The organism is Pseudomonas sp. SG20052 (genome assembly GCF_031766055.1).
In the GTDB taxonomy this organism is placed as follows: domain Bacteria; phylum Pseudomonadota; class Gammaproteobacteria; order Pseudomonadales; family Pseudomonadaceae; genus Aquipseudomonas; species Aquipseudomonas mandelii.
On record NZ_CP134498.1, the window covers coordinates 3,693,230 to 3,709,277 of the forward strand.

Sequence of the window (16,048 nt, forward strand, 5' to 3'; positions counted from 1 at the left end):
CCCGGTGCTCAATTGATGTAGTCACTGAAGGATTGCACATGATCGCTCGCTGGCGCTGGGTAATAAGCCAACTGACAAAGAGGCTGTGGTTCAGAGCCTCCTTGTTTTCAGTTCTCGGAGTAGCGACCGCACTGCTCGCTGTGGTGCTCAAAGACTTCATCCCTGAATCACTGTCGGCTCGCATCGGCGCGGATGCCGTGGACAATATTTTGGGCATCATTGCCTCCAGCATGCTGGCCGTCACAACCTTCTCGTTGAGTACGATGGTTACCGCTTACGGGGCCGCGAGCAGCGGGGTGACACCGCGTGCTACTACCCTGGTGATGGAAGACACCACGACCCAAAATGCCCTTGCTACCTTTATAGGCTCATTTCTCTTTAGCCTGGTAGGGATCATCGCATTGAGCACGGGCGCCTATGGCACGCAAGGTCGAGTATTGCTGTTCGCAGTGACGATAATTGTGGTCATCCTGATCGTTTACACCCTCCTGCGCTGGATCGATCACTTGTCAAAACTCGGAAGGGTGGGAGAAACCATCGACCGCGTCGAGAAGGCTGCGATAAAGGCAATCACTCAACGAATTCAGTGGCCCTACTTAGGCGGCTCAGCTTACACGACCGATCTGTCGCTACCTCCTAGCGCAATCACAGTCAAAAGTGAGCTAACAGGCTATGTGCAACATATCGATGTGTTCGCGCTCGGAGCTATCGCGCAGGACGTTGAAATCCAGGTTTATCTAGAGGTGCTTCCGGGGACATTTGTGCACGAGGGAATGCCACTCCTACACATCGTGAGCATGGGCAACACGATGGCTTGTGATACCGATACTGCAAGAGAGAAGGTTCTAGCGACTCTGACCATCGGCGTCCGACGAACCTTTGAAAATGATCCCCGCTTCGGACTTTGCGTGCTTTCGGAAATCGCTTCTCGCGCTCTGTCGCCTGCGGTGAACGACCCTGGGACAGCCATCGATGTCATTGGCCGGGGAGTGAGAACTTTAACTTGCTGGAGCAAGCCTCACGGACCTGGCTCGCATACAAACCAAGGATGTAAACAGATCTTTCTCCGAGGATTGACGGTTGATGATCTGTTCGATGATTTTTTTGCCCCCATCAGCAGGGATGGTGCAGCTTTGCTAGAAGTTAACCTTCGCGTGTTAAAAGCCCTAATCAGTCTCGCTGAAATAAACCCTGCGATCTTTAAGGATGCATGCGACAGGCACGTGGCTCTTCTGATCACTCGTGCAGATATTACGTTAACTCTGCAGCATGAGAAGGATCAGCTGAACTCACTGGCTAGAACCATGACACCGTAAGGCCTATCGAGTTGGATTCTTTGGCGTGGTGGCAGTTTCTGCGTTCTCGAGAAAGCCTCGCGCCAATTGCTGATACAACTCAGGGCCCATTCTTGAGCTGACCGCCTTGGCAATCAAGGCTACCGCCATTAGGCTGATCACCATACTGTGGCTATCAATCATCTCCATCACGATGATTGCGGAGGTGATTGGTGACTGAGTAACGGCAGCCAGAAAACCGACCATACAGAGTGCAATAGTGGGCTGCGCGGCCAGATGAAAAAGCTCTGCGGTATTGGCGCCGACTGCTGCCCCTACAGCGAGCGAAGGGGCAAAAATACCTCCTGGGATACCAGAAAAGTAGGTCACTACGGTCGCTAAGAAGCGCGTAATGGGGGCATGCCATGGCAGGACAACATCGGATGCGATGACCTGAGAGGTAATACCGTATCCGCTACCGAAGGACATTCCGCCACTTAGCCAGCCCAATATTGCGACGATCAATCCGCAGATACCGGCAAACCACACAGGGTGCAGGCGTCGCCACTGCCAGATGAAGAACCGTGGGTGACGCTGTGGCCATAGCAACATTCGGCTGAACAAACCACCCAATAGCCCGCATCCCGTTCCGATTACCAAAGCTGGGATGACTATGTCGAGGTTGATGTCCTGAATGCCGAAATGACCGAAATAGTTGTAGTTTCCCTGCAAGGCAATGGCGACCATCCCAGACAGGATGATGGTGCTGAGAAGAACGCCACTCGTACGGGTTTCCAGCTTGCGTCCCAGTTCTTCTACGGCGAATGCGATCCCTGCCAGGGGCGTATTAAATGCAGCCGCAATACCCGCTGCACCTCCCGCCAGAATGAGATCCTCGCTGCGTACGATTCGCGCATTGGGCAGGAAGCGGTGAAAGAAATGCATGATGGATGCCGCAACCTGAACTGAGGGGCCCTCGCGCCCCGCTGAAAAGCCGCCCGTCAGCGCCAGAGTTCCAAGGCTTATCTTGGCGAAAGCAATACGCAGTGAAACCAGTTTATTAATCGGCTTACCTTGACGCGCAAGACGTGTCGCTGCGATTACCTGCGGAATCCCGCTGCCTTGCGCTCCCACGAAAAAGCGTGTTGTCAGCCCGACTACGAGCATGCCGATCGGTGGGGTGTAAATAAGAGGCAGCCATGCGCGCTCAGCAGTCTGTTGCGCGAACTGCGCCAGGGCTATGTCCGCCAGCCTTGCAAAAGCCACTACCAGTAGGCCGGCAATGGTCGCTGCAACCCATAGCGTTACGCGAGTGCGCCAGCGCATGGAGGCGAAGCCTCGACGTAACAGCTTTATCGGTTTGATCATCCGAGGGCTCCTGAGCAAGTAACTACGTAGAGCGTAAGACTAAACAAATAAACCGTACGCTCCAAACAGCTTAGGGAGCACCACATGACAGGTTCTTTTTTCGCTTATGGGTTTTCACTTAGGCGAGCTTTTCGCTGGCATCTTCGTCGGTGCGCGCTTGGGTCAAGCGATGGCATCAGGAAGGAGTGTTGCCCGGACGCTTACGATAAGCAGTCGACCAGGAAATAAAAACTGCACTTGTCGGGTGAGAGATGCTTACGGGAATCGTGGTCGCACTAGCACTGATTCTGAAACCGCCTGCGCGACGATCATTGACCGTTTTGACATGCACGGGAAACCTGGCGCCATCGAAAAGCTCTTGAGCCATTAAGAAACTCAACAATGACCCACGTATGGCATGCATTGATAATTCACCATCCTGATAGGCTGTTTGCAATGTGTTTCTGTTCGGTACGGCCGCCTTGAAACAGCTTAAGGTTGAGACGTTGGCACTCACTTTCAGCCTCTAGTCGGGTCTGATAGGGGTTGAGCGAACCTTGCTGGCATGGAACCCCGTTGAGATCTCCCTTGGCTACAGCGTCAATGCTGGCCCTAGCGTAATGTCATCACGGCAATCTTGGGCGTTTTGCTCATGGCCTAATTGTGAGCAAGACAGTCCCTCATTCGGCTTCCCTACATCGGCACACGAGGGTCAAACGACAGCGCTTTGGGCTGTAAACCGGTGTTGTCGAGCATTTTCGACGAGCAAAAGAGTAAAGGTTCTCGATTCACATGTATTTCAAAATATTTCTGAAAATGCCGAAACTGTCATCGGATAGAAATATTTAAAGAATTAAATCGTCACTTCTCCGATAGGTGGATACCTCCACTTAACTCCTTTCATTGAGGTGTTGTCGTGATGTTGCTGACTAAAAAAAGCCTGTCTGTCCTGCTGGCTTCCCTCTGCATGAGTGGCCTTGCCCATGCGACCGATGTTACCGGTGCGGGCTCCAGCTTTGTCTATCCGGTTTTGTCCAAGTGGTCGCAGGACTACAGCAAAAGCTCCAGCAACCGTATCAATTACCAGTCGATTGGATCGGGTGGCGGTATCGCTCAGATCAAAGCGGCAACCGTGGATTTTGGCGCGTCTGACGCACCGTTGTCTGCCGATGATCTCAAGGCCGGTGGCCTGGGCCAATTTCCCAGTGTGATTGGCGGCATCGTGCCGGTGATGAACATTGAGGGTGTAGCGCCGGGCCAGTTGAAGCTCGATGGTGAGACCCTGGCGAAAATCTTCTTGGGTGAGATTACAGTCTGGAACGATCCGGCCATCGTCGCCCTGAACCAAGGCATGAAACTGCCAGACAGTAAAATCACCGTCGTCCACCGTTCTGACGGCTCTGGCACCTCATACAATTTCACCAACTACCTCTCCAAAGTGAGTGATGGCTGGAAATCGAAAATCGGTTTCGGCACGACTGTGCCTTGGCCGGTTGGTGTGGGTGGTAAAGGCAACGAAGGTGTCTCGGCCTACGTAAAGCAGATCAAAAACTCAATCGGTTATGTTGAGTACGCCTATGCCCTGCAAAACAAGATGACTCACGCACAGCTCAAGAACGCCGCCGGGAAATTCATTCAGCCCAATGCCAAAGCGTTCCAAGCGGCTGCCGACACTGCGGACTGGGCTAACGCCAAAGACTTCAACCTGATCATGACCAACGCGCCCGGGGATAGCGCTTGGCCGATCACGGCGACCACCTGGATCATCATGTACAAACAGCCGAAGAATGCCGAGCAAAGCCAAGCGGCCTTCAACTTCTTCCAATGGTCGCTGGAGAAAGGCCAGCAACAGGCCTCGGCGCTGGACTATGTAGCCCTGCCCGACTCTCTGGTGAAACGTATCGAAGGTTACTGGAAGTCTGACTTCGCCCATTGATTCAGCAACACTTAAACCCCTTCCTCAAGCAAGTTTTGCCTGGCGAAGGGGTTTGTTTGTGAGTAGACGTATGATGAACGACACAGTCCAACCTTTGACCATGACCCTCCACGTTGGCGACGTTACGAGTGATAAGCGTGCGGCTCGCGATCAGCGTCATGATCTCTGGTTCAAGCATTCAATGCTTGGCGCCGCAATGCTGGTGCTGTTGCTACTGGTGAGCATCGCCGCCTCGACGCTTTGGGGCGGTAGTCTTGCATTCAAGACTTTCGGTCTCGACTTTCTGACAAGCACTGAGTGGGATGCCGTCAACAATCACTTCGGTGCTTTGGTACCGATTTACGGCACCTTGGTGACCTCTTTACTGGCACTGCTGATTGCGGTTCCTGTCAGCTTTGGCATCGCGATTTTTCTCACTGAAGTAGCTCCGCCCTGGTTGCGGATGCCCGTCGCCTCGGCGGTTGAATTGCTCGCGGGAATTCCATCGATTATCTATGGCATGTGGGGGCTCTTTGTATTCGGCCCGTTCATGGCAGAGCATCTATCGCCTTGGATCAATGACTATCTGGGTGAGCTTCCTTTGGTGGGTTCGCTATTTCAGGGCCCACCCTTAGGGATTGGCATGCTGACAGCGGGTATTGTGCTGGCAATCATGATCATGCCCTTCATCACCTCTGTCATGCATGAGGTGTTTCGTAGTGTTCCAACAACCCTCAAGGAGTCTGCTTACGCGCTAGGTAGCACTACTTGGGAAGTGGTCTGGGACATTGTTCTGCCTTACACGCGGTCAGCGGTTGTCGGAGGAATTTTTCTCGGGCTCGGACGCGCATTGGGCGAAACCATGGCGGTGACTTTCGTGCTGGGTAATGCTCAACAATTCTCCGCCTCATTGTTGATGCCAAGCAGCTCCATTGCGTCAGTCATCGCCAACGAGTTCAGCGAAGCCTATACAGACCTGCATCGTTCGGCGCTGATTGCACTGGGCTTCCTGCTGTTTGTCGTCACCTTTATCGTACTGGCGCTAGCACGACTCATGCTCATGCGGCTTTCACGCAGGGAGGGTCTATGACCGGCAACGAACGTCTCTACCAAATTCGGGCTTTCAAGAATCGACTTGCATTGGTGCTCAGTTGCGGTGCCACTGCGTTCGGTCTCATCTGGCTGGTCTGGATTCTACTAACCACAGTGATCAACGGATTTCAGGCACTCAATCTTCGCCTCTTTACGCAGATGACGCCGCCGCCCGGTACGGAAGGTGGGCTGGCAAATGCGTTCTATGGCAGCGCCCTGATGTCCGGTATCGCCCTGCTTATCGGGACGCCCATTGGCTTGATGGCGGGAATCTGGCTAGCGGAATTCGCTCGACACTCGCGTCTAGGCACCACCGTCCGTTTTATAAACGACATTCTGCTGTCGGCACCATCCATTGTGCTGGGGCTGTTCATCTACACCGGCGTCATCTTGCCGTTGAACATACTGACTAATCACCAGATTGGCTTCTCCGCTATCGCCGGCGCTCTGGCACTGGCGCTATTGGTGATTCCAGTGGTGGTGAGAACCACTGACGAGATGCTTCAGTTACAACCCTCAACCATGCGGGAAGCCGCGCTGGCGTTAGGCGTCCCGCAATGGAAACTGACTCTGCAAATCGTATTGCGAGCGGCAAAAGCGGGCGTGGTGACCGGGGTGCTTCTCGCACTGGCGAGAATCACCGGTGAAACAGCGCCGCTGTTGTTTACAGCGTTCGGCAACCAGTTCTGGAGCAGCAATCTTCTGAAACCGATTGCCAGCGTGCCCGTAGTGGTTTTCCAGTACGCCATGAGCCCATTCGATGACTGGCACTCTCTAGCCTGGGCTGGCGCATTGGTGCTGACCTTGTTTGTACTGATACTCAGTTTACTGTCCCGCTTGATCCTTTTACGCAATAGGTTGACCTGATGAATAGCCGTGACCTTGCCGACGACAGAACTAAAATTCGCGTTCGTGGCCTGGAGTTTTTTTACAATAATCAGCGGTCTCTGAACTCCATCGATATGGATATTCCAGAGAAACGTATCACTGCAATCATTGGGCCGTCAGGTTGCGGGAAGTCGACATTACTGCGGGTGTTCAACCGTATCTACGCCATGTACCCGAAGCAGGAAGCGCGGGGTGAGGTGCTGCTCAACGGAGAGAATATTCTCGCGCCTAGTTACTCGATGAACCGCCTGCGTAGCCATATCGGCATGGTCTTCCAGAAACCGGTACCGTTTCCGATGTCCATTTACGATAACGTCGCTTACGCCGTGCGTCACCATGAAAAACTTTCCCGTCGTGAAATGGATGAGCGCGTAGAGCAGGCGTTAAATGGAGCTGCGCTTTGGGACGAGGTAAAGGACAAGCTCAAACAAAGTGCACAGAGCCTTTCGGGTGGTCAACAGCAGCGCCTGTGCATAGCCCGCACCATCGCTTTGCGCCCCCAAGTATTGCTTCTAGATGAGCCAACTTCCGCTCTTGACCCGATATCCACCGGGCGCATAGAGCAGTTGATTACTGAGTTGAAAGAGCAATACACCGTAATCATCGTGACCCACAACATGCAGCAAGCGGCACGGGTGTCGGACTACACCGCCTTTATGTTCATGGGCGAATTGATTGAGCATGATGTGACCGATAAGATTTTCACCATGCCAAAAATGAAGCAGACGGAAGACTACATTACAGGTCGCTTTGGATAACCAATCCCTTTCCTTCAGTACATAAGCTCTCAGCCCCTAGAGCTGCAAGGAGTTCGTCAGCTTGGTGAGAACATTAGTGGCCATCGCCATAAGCGCATCGCTTGGAGGGTGGCTACGCAGTATTTTGGGGGCGAAGCTCAAGGATTTGTTTCCGAGCGTGCCCGCAGGAACGCTCGTAGCGAATTTAGTTGGGGGGTACTTCATTGGCCTGACCATCGGCTTTTGGGCGGATTCGCCGCTGCTCTTTCCTCACTGGCACCTTGCGATCATCACAAGCTTTTGCATAGGGCTCGCGGTCTTCTCACTAGCCTCGGCAGGATCGGCTACGTTAAGCCACAAAGAACGGTTTATTCCTGCAATTGGGGCTATCTCGCTTCACGTCGTAACCGTGCTTGCCATGACTGCGCTGGGAGCATTCACGTTCCAGCGGATAAGCGACATCTAGAACGATTAACCATAAGTTGATATGACATATGTGTAGTGATTTCAGCCCAGGCTAAATCCTTGCGCAGAACGACAGAAACAGAAAGCCCGGCGCGAAGCCGGGCTTTTTGTATTTCGGATGGGGCTGGTCCCTCAGCAAATTCGAGTGTAATTCAGGGAGACCTATTGTGCAGCTAACACTTTCCCGTAGGGTCGGTATTAGATATGAATTGCACGGAAGCCACTGCCCGGTGAGCATTCCCTATCTGTGACGGCTGACATGACGAGCTGGCGCTGCAAGCCATTTAGACATATTTTCTTAACATCGAGGCTACCGAGATAACCGGATGGTTTCGCCACTCCGCCACGTCAGATTGGTGGGAACCATGAGGGGGTTTTCAGTGAGGTCTATCACGACAAAAAATCACCCGCTCAGATTTAGGCCTTTACCTCTCCGGTATCGTCCTGCACATCAAACAATCCTGCAAAAAAAAGATGGAATGCATCCCAGGCACGCGTCCACCAACCACCAGATTCTCCCGCTTCTAATGCGATGAGAGACCGCGTTGCAAGTTTATTCTCGCCGTCATACAGCTCGAAGCTTCCGACTACGTCACCGACGGCAATAGGAGCCTCCAGAGCGTTATTGATGTGCAGGCGGCTTTCCACCTTGCGACTACTATTCTTGGGCAGCGTCAATGTCACATCATCGAGTAATCCAACAGAAATTACGTTTTTCTCACCTTTCCACAGTCGCGGCCTCGCTAATACCTGCCCGCCTTGCTGATAAGTCTTCGTCTCGAAAAAGCGGAAGCCGTACTTCAGTATTTTTTGAGTGTCTTCTGCGCGATTGTTCAGCGTGGTAGAGCCGAATACGGCACTGATAAGACGCCGCCCATCACGAAGAGCAGAAGTGACCATGCAGTATCCGGCCTCCTCCGTATGGCCAGTTTTGAGCCCGTCAACACTTGGGTCGCGCCAGAGAAGAAGGTTGCGATTAGGTTGGCGAATGTTGTTCCAGGTGAAATATTTGTGCGCGTACAACGAATAGTAAGCGGATTCATCATTAATGATCGCCCGCGCAAGCCGGGCCATATCATGAGCCGAGGAATAGTGCTCAGGTGCCGGCAGGCCTGTAGGGTTCATGAAGTGCGTGTCAGTCAGTCCAAGCTGATTCGCTGTAACATTCATCAACCCGGCAAATGCATCTTCGCTACCCGCTATATGTTCAGACAGCGCCACACTAGCGTCATTGCCGGAGTCGATCACCACACCGCGCAGTAGATCATGCACTGGAACAACGGCGCCAGGATCAAGAAACATCCTAGAACCACCGGTTTTCCAAGCATTTTCACTGACAGTAACCGGATCGTCGGCCTTGAGGCGTCCCGCCTGTATCTCATTGGTAGCGACATACACCGTCATCAACTTGGTCAAGCTAGCCGGCGGTAAATGCATATCAGCATTTTGACTACCAATAATCGTGCCTGTCGCTGCGTCCATAAGTACCCAGGATTTAGCGCTCAATTGCGGTGGTGCCGGGATCATCGCTTGGGCAGTCGGTGAGACAGGACTCGGGGTGGATATTGGAGCCGCCCAAACTGGTGTCAGAAAAGAACACGCAAGAATGAGTGTAAGCCGCAATTGATGGTGTTTCACAAGCGCCAACCTCGGATTAGCAGAAAGACGCGCCAGACTAGAGGAGGACTTGGGAAGGCTCAAATTAACCCAGATTAAAATAAATTTAATTAGACGTCGGCGATGATCATCTCGGGCAAGGGACAGATAATCGATACAGTGGCTCCTCCACCGCTCGGTGACTCTTGGATGCGTAGTACGAAACCATGCAACCGGACAATCGCCGATACCAGAGAAAGCCCCAATCCATGCCCTGGTTGCTGTCGAGTAGAATCTCCCCGATAAAGCCTGCGAATCACGCTTTCACGCTCTGCCTCCGGTATCCCAGGGCCGTTGTCCGAGACCTCAATATTGAGAGAGCTATGCTCAAGAGAGCCACTCAAGTGGATCACACCGCCCTCGGGGGTGAATTTGATAGCGTTATCCAAAAGGTTAACCAGCGCCTCAAACAGAAGAGAAACATCACCCGACAACGCCGGAAAATCGTCAGATAGATCAAGGAGCAGTGTTAGCCCCTGCTCCTGTGCCAAGGGCTCGAAAAACTCGTGTGCCTGTGTCAGCAGCAATGCGGGTTGGAACGATTCGAAGCCTGACCTTCTCCTTGTATCTTCAAGTTCAGAAATCCGCAGCAACCCCTGAAAACGCAACATGATGGATTCACTTTCCTCCAACGCCATATCCAAGGTCTCTGCATGGGAACTATCGAGGGGCAACTGCTGTAGCTGGTAAAGATGAGCACGCAGGCGGGTCAAGGGAGTGCGCAGATCGTGCGCGATACCATCACACGCACCTTTAACCTCGTGCATAAGCTGTTCTATATGCTCAAGCATCACGTTGACGGCATTGGCCAACATGTCGAGCTCATCGCGGCGTGAAGAGAGCGGCAGGCGTTCACCGAGGTTGCCCGAGACGATGCTTTCAGTGCAGCGTTGAAGTCGCTGTACTCTGCGTAGTGGCCGTCGCCTCAATAGCCACCAACCTATCAGCCCAGGGATAAGGGTAAGAGAGAATCCCCAAAACAATGCCTGCTCAATGATGCCGCCGACTGCGGAGATAGACCCCCCATCTCGCGACAAGATCAAAATTCGACCGTCGCCACGATGCTGCATCAACGCATGGCTACTTCGGGTTTGTTCTCGTGGCAATGCGATGCTCAAGCCTCGCTCCAGATAATGTACCTGGCCATCATCTGGCAGGCTTGCTCGCAATCGGAGCAGATCACCGGCGACATGGGTGCCGTCGGCTTCAAACAAGCCGTAGGCGTCAATCCCAGAAGTCGAATAGACCTCACTGGCAGCCAATTCGCCTTCCAGGCTTGCATCATCAATTTTTTGGTAATAGTGGGCACGCTGCATCAGCGTACGCTCGGCAACAACCCCAAGATAGGTAGATATTTTCCAATAAAGCACGCCTGTAAAAACGGCTCCCCAAGCGATAAAAAACAAGGCATAAAGCCTGATAAGGCGGCTATTGGAAGAACGCCAGCGCTCATTCCTGGGAGGCAAGAACATAGCCAGAACCGCGTATTGTTTGAATGCAGGGGGAGCCGCTACCTTCGATTTTTTTTCGCAGCCGACCAATATGGACATCAATAATGTTCGTACCAGGATCGAAGTGATACCCCCAAACAGCCTGAAAAAGCATGGTTCTAGTGACCAGCTGACCCGCATTGCGCATGAAATAAGTGAGCAGTTTGAACTCGGTTGGGAGAAGCGAAATCTGCACGTCCGCGCGACTGAGTGATTGTTCGATGAGATCTATATGGAGGTTGCCGCAACTCAATCGACGCTCACTTACACCTGCAGCCGGACGCCTCAGCAGCACTTCCACCCTGGCGATCATTTCGACCGTAGAGAAAGGTTTGGTCAGGTAGTCATCGCCACCCGAACGAAGCCCTTTGACCCGCTCATCGACATCGGACAATGCGCTGATCATCAAGACTGGCGTCTGAATACCGAGGTTTCGTAACGTGCTGATTATCGTCAAACCATCAAAATCAGGCAGCATCCGGTCAAGCGTTATCACATCATGGCCGCCAGAAATCGCCGCTGATAATCCATCACGACCGTTAGCCGCCCATAGAACATCGAACCCATGGGAGGTCAGCGTGTTAACAATAGCCTTGGCTGTAACCTCATCGTCCTCTATCACCAGCGCGCGATTCATTTTTACTCCACACAACGATTGCAAACCTGAAATTCAAGCAAGCTCCAAGCACCGTATATTTTCAAGATTGGTACAGCCTAGGTAGGGAGCATCGGACGGTAAACTAAATTTTTCTTAACCCGCCTTAATTTCGACATTGCTTGAAAAGTGACTATTTTTTTGCGTCTCCACTGCTAAACCTCGTTTCTACGCTGGATTCAGGATATCCCGTCATGACGAAGACCTTATCGAGGCTCGCATTGGCTTGCTTGTTTTTATTTGCCGATGGCATCAAGGCTCAGGATGCCACTCCCACCAAAACACTTACCCTATTTACGACCGGAGGCTTCATCGCGGCGATTCAATCCATAGCTCCCATTTATGAAAAAGCGACGGGATTCAGTCTCATCATCAAAGAGTCCCCACCTACCGGCAATACCCCCATGGCAATCACAAATCGGTTGGTGCGCGGTGAAAATGCGGATGTTGTAATCATGGAGGACTGGGAGCTGCGAAAGCTGATAGATCAAGGTCATTTGCAAAAAGCGAGTCGAATCGATCTTGGCAAGTCGTTCATTGCCATGGCCGTCCGCAAAGGCGCTAAAAAGCCCGATATAAGCAACATGAAGAGCTTCAAGAAAACGTTACTCAACGCCAAGTCCCTGGCTCTATCGGATACGTCCAGCGGAACATATCTGTCACGTATTCTCTTCCCTCAAATGCACATTTCAGAAAGGTTGAAGATCAAGACCCGAACGGTTTCCGCCGAGCCAGTCGGAGAAGCTGTCGCCCGCGGTGAAGCGGAGGTAGGCTTCCAACAATTGAGCAAACTGATGCACATGGAAGGCATTGATGTAATAGGGCTTATTCCAGATCAGGTGCAGAAAATGACGATGTACTCAGCAGCCATCACCACTGGTGGCGTCCAGCAAAAGGAGGCAGCAGCGCTGTTGAAATACCTGAGCTCAAAGGCTGCTAGGACAGCCATCAAGCTAAGTGGATTAACACCTGTGCGATGATTCTCTCAGGATAGCGGCTTGCTGAGCAGTTATGTCTGGAGCACCCAGACGCTTACTATTGGGACACCGCCAGAATTGTTGCGATTTTCTGATTAGTCATTTTGGGAGAATACTTCGCTTGCTGGCTCAAGCTTGCACCATCGAGTTTTTGATGGCTTATCGGGGCCGAGTACTTAGACAAACATCCAGGGCCAGCCGATCTGAATGAACTTGAGCAGCACTCTTGTATTCGTGCCCGGCTTCCTAGCGGCATTCCTTCACCGTGGGAGTTCGTTGATAAGGGTAAAAAGCTGAAGGTCGATGTATTCGGTCAATTAGCACTGGACACTCCTCTCCTGATGTTGGAGACGGCTAGGCAAGGCCTGGGCCTTGCTCAACTCCCCGAGTGGTACCTTATGGATGATCTGGTTAGCGGCCGTTTAGTAAAAGTACTGCAGCAATGGTCAACCGCGGCACCGGGATTGTCGCTCTACTACTCGGGCCATCGTCACCTGCCTGCCGGCCTGCGAGCATTGATTGGCGTTATCCATGAGGTGGGTGACATCAACCAAGTAACTGAACGCGATACTCTCTAGCCTAAATCCCCTTGCGAAGCCCGAGGAACTGGACATCGCCTATGCGGCACATTATCTCTCGGAATCAACGACACTGCCCATCACTCAAATCACCCATAAATGGGCAGGACTGCGTAGCTTCGCTCCAGACAAACGGCAGGTCGTGGGTTTCAGTCCGCAGGACGAAAATTTTTTCTGGCTCGCCGGGCAAGGCGGCAGCGGCATCCTGACCTCCCCTGCATTATCAGTATGGGCGGCTGATTTGTTTTTGGAGGGTGCACCGCCGGACGAACTGTGCAAAGCAGGACTCCAGTTCGACGTCTTTTCACCTGCTCGGTTGTCGAGGGGGGTAAGCCGTAGGGGCGGCCCTGCCCCCCGAATGCAGACAAGCGGCACAAGATCGAAACCCATGGAATGACATAGATTAAATCTGCGGAGGATTTAACGGCAATACAAAACCTGGGACTACAGGATAACGCGCGCGTTCGGCCCTCTGCGGAAACCACAAACACTGGCTTCACAGCAATGTGCGATACCCGCACAGCGCACACGTTCGTCCGCGCTCCTGAGCGCGGTTTCAATGCTGTCCATCTAGACTAGCAATTGCGCCTTGACCTGATGCGCAAATTCCGGACTCACCTCCTGATCCTCATAAAACAGCACATGTGCTCGACCAAACTCGCCATCACGAACGAATTTCTGCGTGCTCGGGACCGGAGCGGTAATGTGTTCACATTGCATGCGAACACGTTTAAACGCATCGGTACAGGGCACGAACTGACGAAATTCCTGCACGGTGTTTGAAAAATTCATGGGGTATTCCCTTAGGGTGAGTAGCGGTCAAACGACATGCGCGATCCGTGCAGGCCCGGCTGGATTGCTGTTCCGTCCCCGACTCGAAGCCCATTGACGAACTGGCTCAAAAAGCTCAGGGAAAAAGTGCAGCCTTCGAATGAACACCAGCCGCTCCTCCAGTTTGAGCGTAACAGCCAAATGAACCGTGCCCATTGTCAGTCCTTTTCTTTCAGCATATCTTGTACAAAACCTATACAAGGTCGCTATAAATGTACAATAAAAAGGATTGGCCACTGACGCTGTACTTCGACGGTCAATGTCCACTGTGTGCGCGTGAAATCAAGATCCTGAATCGACACGCCACAGAGAGTCGACTGCTTTTTATTGACATCAGCAGCGGTGCGTTCGACGCCAAGGCACTCGGGTTCACTTTCGAGCAAATGCAGTCCTCGCTGCACGCCCGTTTCGCCGATGGCCGCTGGGTAACGGGTCTGGACGCCACCTTGTGGAGCTGGCGAGCCGCAGGCTTGGGGTTTTGGGTTGCGCCATTGACATGGCGTGCCATCCGACCGCTGCTTGCTTTAGGTTATCGCTGCTTCTGCCGCTTACGCCCCCATTTGGCATGGCTTCCTCACCCTGATGGCCGCCGTCGCTGTGTGGATGACCGTTGCGGGGTGCCGGAGTCAAAACCCGCACCAGACGAGCGGCCCACGTTGAAAACAAAGCAGCCCTAGAACGCTTCGCTTTGACATTGGCCCGACGAAGAACCTGGGTCATAGCTGATCGGGTGCACAACGTGTTTTCTGGTGCGCAGCAGGCACTCTCCTACTGCCAAGGATTGCCGCCACATGAAGCGCAGCATGGCTGCGAGGAGTCTAAATGAACCCATCAATAGCCAAACATTACCGTGAAATTCTCGTCGCCGTAGGCGAGAACCCTGAGCGTGAAGGACTGCTGGACACGCCCAAGCGCGCAGCCAAAGCGATGCAATACCTTTGCAACGGTTACACGATGAGTCTGGAAGACGTGACCAACGGTGCCCTGTTCGAATCGCAAAACGATGAAATGGTCATCGTGCGCGATATCGAGCTGTATTCATTGTGTGAGCATCACCTGCTGCCCTTCATCGGCAAGGCTCATGTCGCGTACATCCCCACAGGAAGGGTACTGGGTCTATCAAAGGTCGCCCGAGTCGTCGATATGTTCGCCCGCCGCTTACAGATCCAGGAAAACCTCACAAAACAAATTGCTGATGCCATCCATCACATCACCGATGCGGCCGGCGTGGCCGTGGTCATTGAGGCAAAGCACATGTGCATGATGATGCGGGGCGTGGAAAAGCAAAACTCGGTGATGACGACCTCAGTGATGCTGGGGGCCTTTCGCGAGTCATCCGCTACGCGTCTCGAGTTCCTGCAACTGATTGGGCGACGCAGTTAAGGCCCAAAATCTGCACAAGGTGTGGGAGAGGCAAAATGAACAGTTCCTTTGAGATGAACTCACTCGGCTACGGCTACCGCGCCTTGGTGATAGGCGCCAGTGGAGCGCTCGGCGCGGCGTTTTGTGAGTTGCTCAACGAAGATCCACGATGCTCGTTTGTTCGTGAGCTGGGGCGCAATAGTGCTCCAGGATTGGATCTGGAAAAGCCCGACAGCATCGCCAGCGCAGCCGCCGAATTAGCCGAAGAAGCCCCGTATCAGTTGATTTTGCATGCTGCCGGTCTGCTTCATCGCGAAGACATCAAACCTGAAAAAAGTTACACCTCTATTGAAGCGGATGCGCTTCAGGCGATATTCCAAGTCAACACACTCGGGCCTGCACTGATTTTGCGTCACTTCTTGCCCTTGCTTGACGCTCGCGGCGCAATGGCCGTGCTCTCCGCCAAGGTCGGCAGTATTGGCGATAACCGTCTGGGCGGCTGGTATGCCTATCGCGCCTCCAAGGCAGCGTTGAACATGTTGATTAAAACGGCTGCGATTGAACTAGCCCGAACACGCCCTCAGACGCGCTTGCTGAGTCTTCATCCAGGCACGGTCATTTCGGGCCTGTCCCAGCCCTTTAAAGGCGCTTCTGCCGCCAGGCCTGCAAGCCTCGCTGCCCGCGAATTGTTATCACTGATTGACCGCTTGGCGCCTGCCGACAGCGGCGATTTCTTTGCTTATAACGGAGAACGCCTACCGTGGTAGGCAGGGAGTGAACC

At 53.1% G+C, this 16,048-nt stretch carries 17 protein-coding genes; 12 read left to right on the forward strand and 5 right to left on the reverse strand.

Annotation, left to right across the window (positions count from 1 at the left end; all coding sequences use genetic code 11):
* Positions 1-38 precede the first annotated feature (38 nt).
* Positions 39-1,316 (forward strand): DUF2254 domain-containing protein, encoded by a 1,278-nt coding sequence (locus RHP74_RS16920; RefSeq protein ID WP_145310451.1) that lies wholly within the window; start codon positions 39-41, stop codon positions 1,314-1,316.
* A gap of 3 nt (positions 1,317-1,319) precedes the next feature.
* Here the strand turns inward: RHP74_RS16920 and RHP74_RS16925 are convergent, their stop codons facing one another.
* Positions 1,320-2,642, reverse strand: coding sequence for a chloride channel protein (locus RHP74_RS16925; protein ID WP_311095915.1), 1,323 nt, complete (start codon positions 2,640-2,642; stop codon positions 1,320-1,322).
* A gap of 898 nt (positions 2,643-3,540) precedes the next feature.
* Between RHP74_RS16925 and pstS the strand changes: the two genes are divergently transcribed.
* From pstS to RHP74_RS16950, 5 genes are all read left to right on the forward strand, one after another.
* On the forward strand, positions 3,541-4,557 hold the full coding sequence (pstS, locus tag RHP74_RS16930) for a phosphate ABC transporter substrate-binding protein PstS (protein WP_311095916.1): 1,017 nt from the start codon (positions 3,541-3,543) through the stop codon (positions 4,555-4,557).
* A 73-nt stretch (positions 4,558-4,630) separates the two neighbouring features.
* The gene (gene pstC / locus RHP74_RS16935) at positions 4,631-5,626 is read left to right on the forward strand and encodes a phosphate ABC transporter permease subunit PstC (protein WP_145310458.1); all 996 of its coding nucleotides are present in this window, start codon (positions 4,631-4,633) and stop codon (positions 5,624-5,626) included.
* The gene (pstA, locus tag RHP74_RS16940) at positions 5,623-6,495 is read left to right on the forward strand and encodes a phosphate ABC transporter permease PstA (RefSeq protein ID WP_311095917.1); all 873 of its coding nucleotides are present in this window, start codon (positions 5,623-5,625) and stop codon (positions 6,493-6,495) included. Before pstC ends, pstA begins: the two co-directional genes overlap by 4 nt.
* Positions 6,495-7,274 (forward strand): phosphate ABC transporter ATP-binding protein PstB, encoded by a 780-nt coding sequence (gene pstB, locus RHP74_RS16945; RefSeq protein ID WP_311095918.1) that lies wholly within the window; start codon positions 6,495-6,497, stop codon positions 7,272-7,274. Before pstA ends, pstB begins: the two co-directional genes overlap by 1 nt.
* A gap of 64 nt (positions 7,275-7,338) precedes the next feature.
* Positions 7,339-7,719 (forward strand): CrcB family protein, encoded by a 381-nt coding sequence (locus tag RHP74_RS16950; protein WP_409201937.1) that lies wholly within the window; start codon positions 7,339-7,341, stop codon positions 7,717-7,719.
* Positions 7,720-8,135: 416 nt separating this feature from the next.
* On the opposite strand, the gene RHP74_RS16955 is transcribed toward RHP74_RS16950, so the two are convergent.
* The 3 genes from RHP74_RS16955 to RHP74_RS16965 all read right to left on the reverse strand — a co-directional run bounded on the left by RHP74_RS16955 (position 8,136) and on the right by RHP74_RS16965 (position 11,501).
* A complete protein-coding gene (locus tag RHP74_RS16955) occupies positions 8,136-9,308 on the reverse strand; it encodes a D-alanyl-D-alanine carboxypeptidase family protein (RefSeq protein WP_409201938.1) in 1,173 nt (390 codons plus the stop codon).
* Between the two features lie 137 nt (positions 9,309-9,445).
* Complete coding sequence (locus RHP74_RS16960; protein ID WP_145310468.1) at positions 9,446-10,846, reverse strand: HAMP domain-containing sensor histidine kinase; 1,401 nt, start codon at positions 10,844-10,846, stop codon at positions 9,446-9,448.
* Entirely contained in the window at positions 10,824-11,501 is a 678-nt protein-coding gene (locus RHP74_RS16965) for a response regulator transcription factor (protein ID WP_145310471.1), read from the reverse strand. The genes RHP74_RS16960 and RHP74_RS16965 overlap by 23 nt, the downstream gene beginning before the upstream one ends.
* 212 nt (positions 11,502-11,713) lie before the next feature.
* On the opposite strand from RHP74_RS16965, the gene RHP74_RS16970 reads away from it, so the two are divergent.
* From RHP74_RS16970 to RHP74_RS31410, 3 genes are all read left to right on the forward strand, one after another.
* On the forward strand, positions 11,714-12,499 hold the full coding sequence (locus RHP74_RS16970) for a substrate-binding domain-containing protein (RefSeq protein ID WP_145310473.1): 786 nt from the start codon (positions 11,714-11,716) through the stop codon (positions 12,497-12,499).
* Between the two features lie 227 nt (positions 12,500-12,726).
* Positions 12,727-13,074 carry a LysR substrate-binding domain-containing protein gene (locus tag RHP74_RS16975; RefSeq protein ID WP_311100502.1) on the forward strand — a complete coding sequence of 116 codons (348 nt, stop codon included), beginning with the start codon at positions 12,727-12,729 and terminating at the stop codon, positions 13,072-13,074.
* Between the two features lie 109 nt (positions 13,075-13,183).
* Complete coding sequence (locus RHP74_RS31410; protein ID WP_409201939.1) at positions 13,184-13,471, forward strand: hypothetical protein; 288 nt, start codon at positions 13,184-13,186, stop codon at positions 13,469-13,471.
* Between the two features lie 173 nt (positions 13,472-13,644).
* Here the strand turns inward: RHP74_RS31410 and RHP74_RS16980 are convergent, their stop codons facing one another.
* On the reverse strand, positions 13,645-13,866 hold the full coding sequence (locus RHP74_RS16980; RefSeq protein ID WP_311095920.1) for a hypothetical protein: 222 nt from the start codon (positions 13,864-13,866) through the stop codon (positions 13,645-13,647).
* A gap of 251 nt (positions 13,867-14,117) precedes the next feature.
* Between RHP74_RS16980 and RHP74_RS16985 the strand changes: the two genes are divergently transcribed.
* The 3 genes from RHP74_RS16985 to RHP74_RS16995 all read left to right on the forward strand — a co-directional run bounded on the left by RHP74_RS16985 (position 14,118) and on the right by RHP74_RS16995 (position 16,034).
* On the forward strand, positions 14,118-14,582 hold the full coding sequence (locus RHP74_RS16985) for a DUF393 domain-containing protein (RefSeq protein ID WP_311095921.1): 465 nt from the start codon (positions 14,118-14,120) through the stop codon (positions 14,580-14,582).
* Between the two features lie 145 nt (positions 14,583-14,727).
* Positions 14,728-15,288 carry a GTP cyclohydrolase I FolE gene (gene folE, locus RHP74_RS16990; RefSeq protein WP_010460809.1) on the forward strand — a complete coding sequence of 187 codons (561 nt, stop codon included), beginning with the start codon at positions 14,728-14,730 and terminating at the stop codon, positions 15,286-15,288.
* A 35-nt stretch (positions 15,289-15,323) separates the two neighbouring features.
* Positions 15,324-16,034, forward strand: a complete 711-nt coding sequence (locus RHP74_RS16995; RefSeq protein WP_311095922.1) for an SDR family NAD(P)-dependent oxidoreductase — start codon at positions 15,324-15,326, stop codon at positions 16,032-16,034.
* Positions 16,035-16,048: the final 14 nt, after the last annotated feature.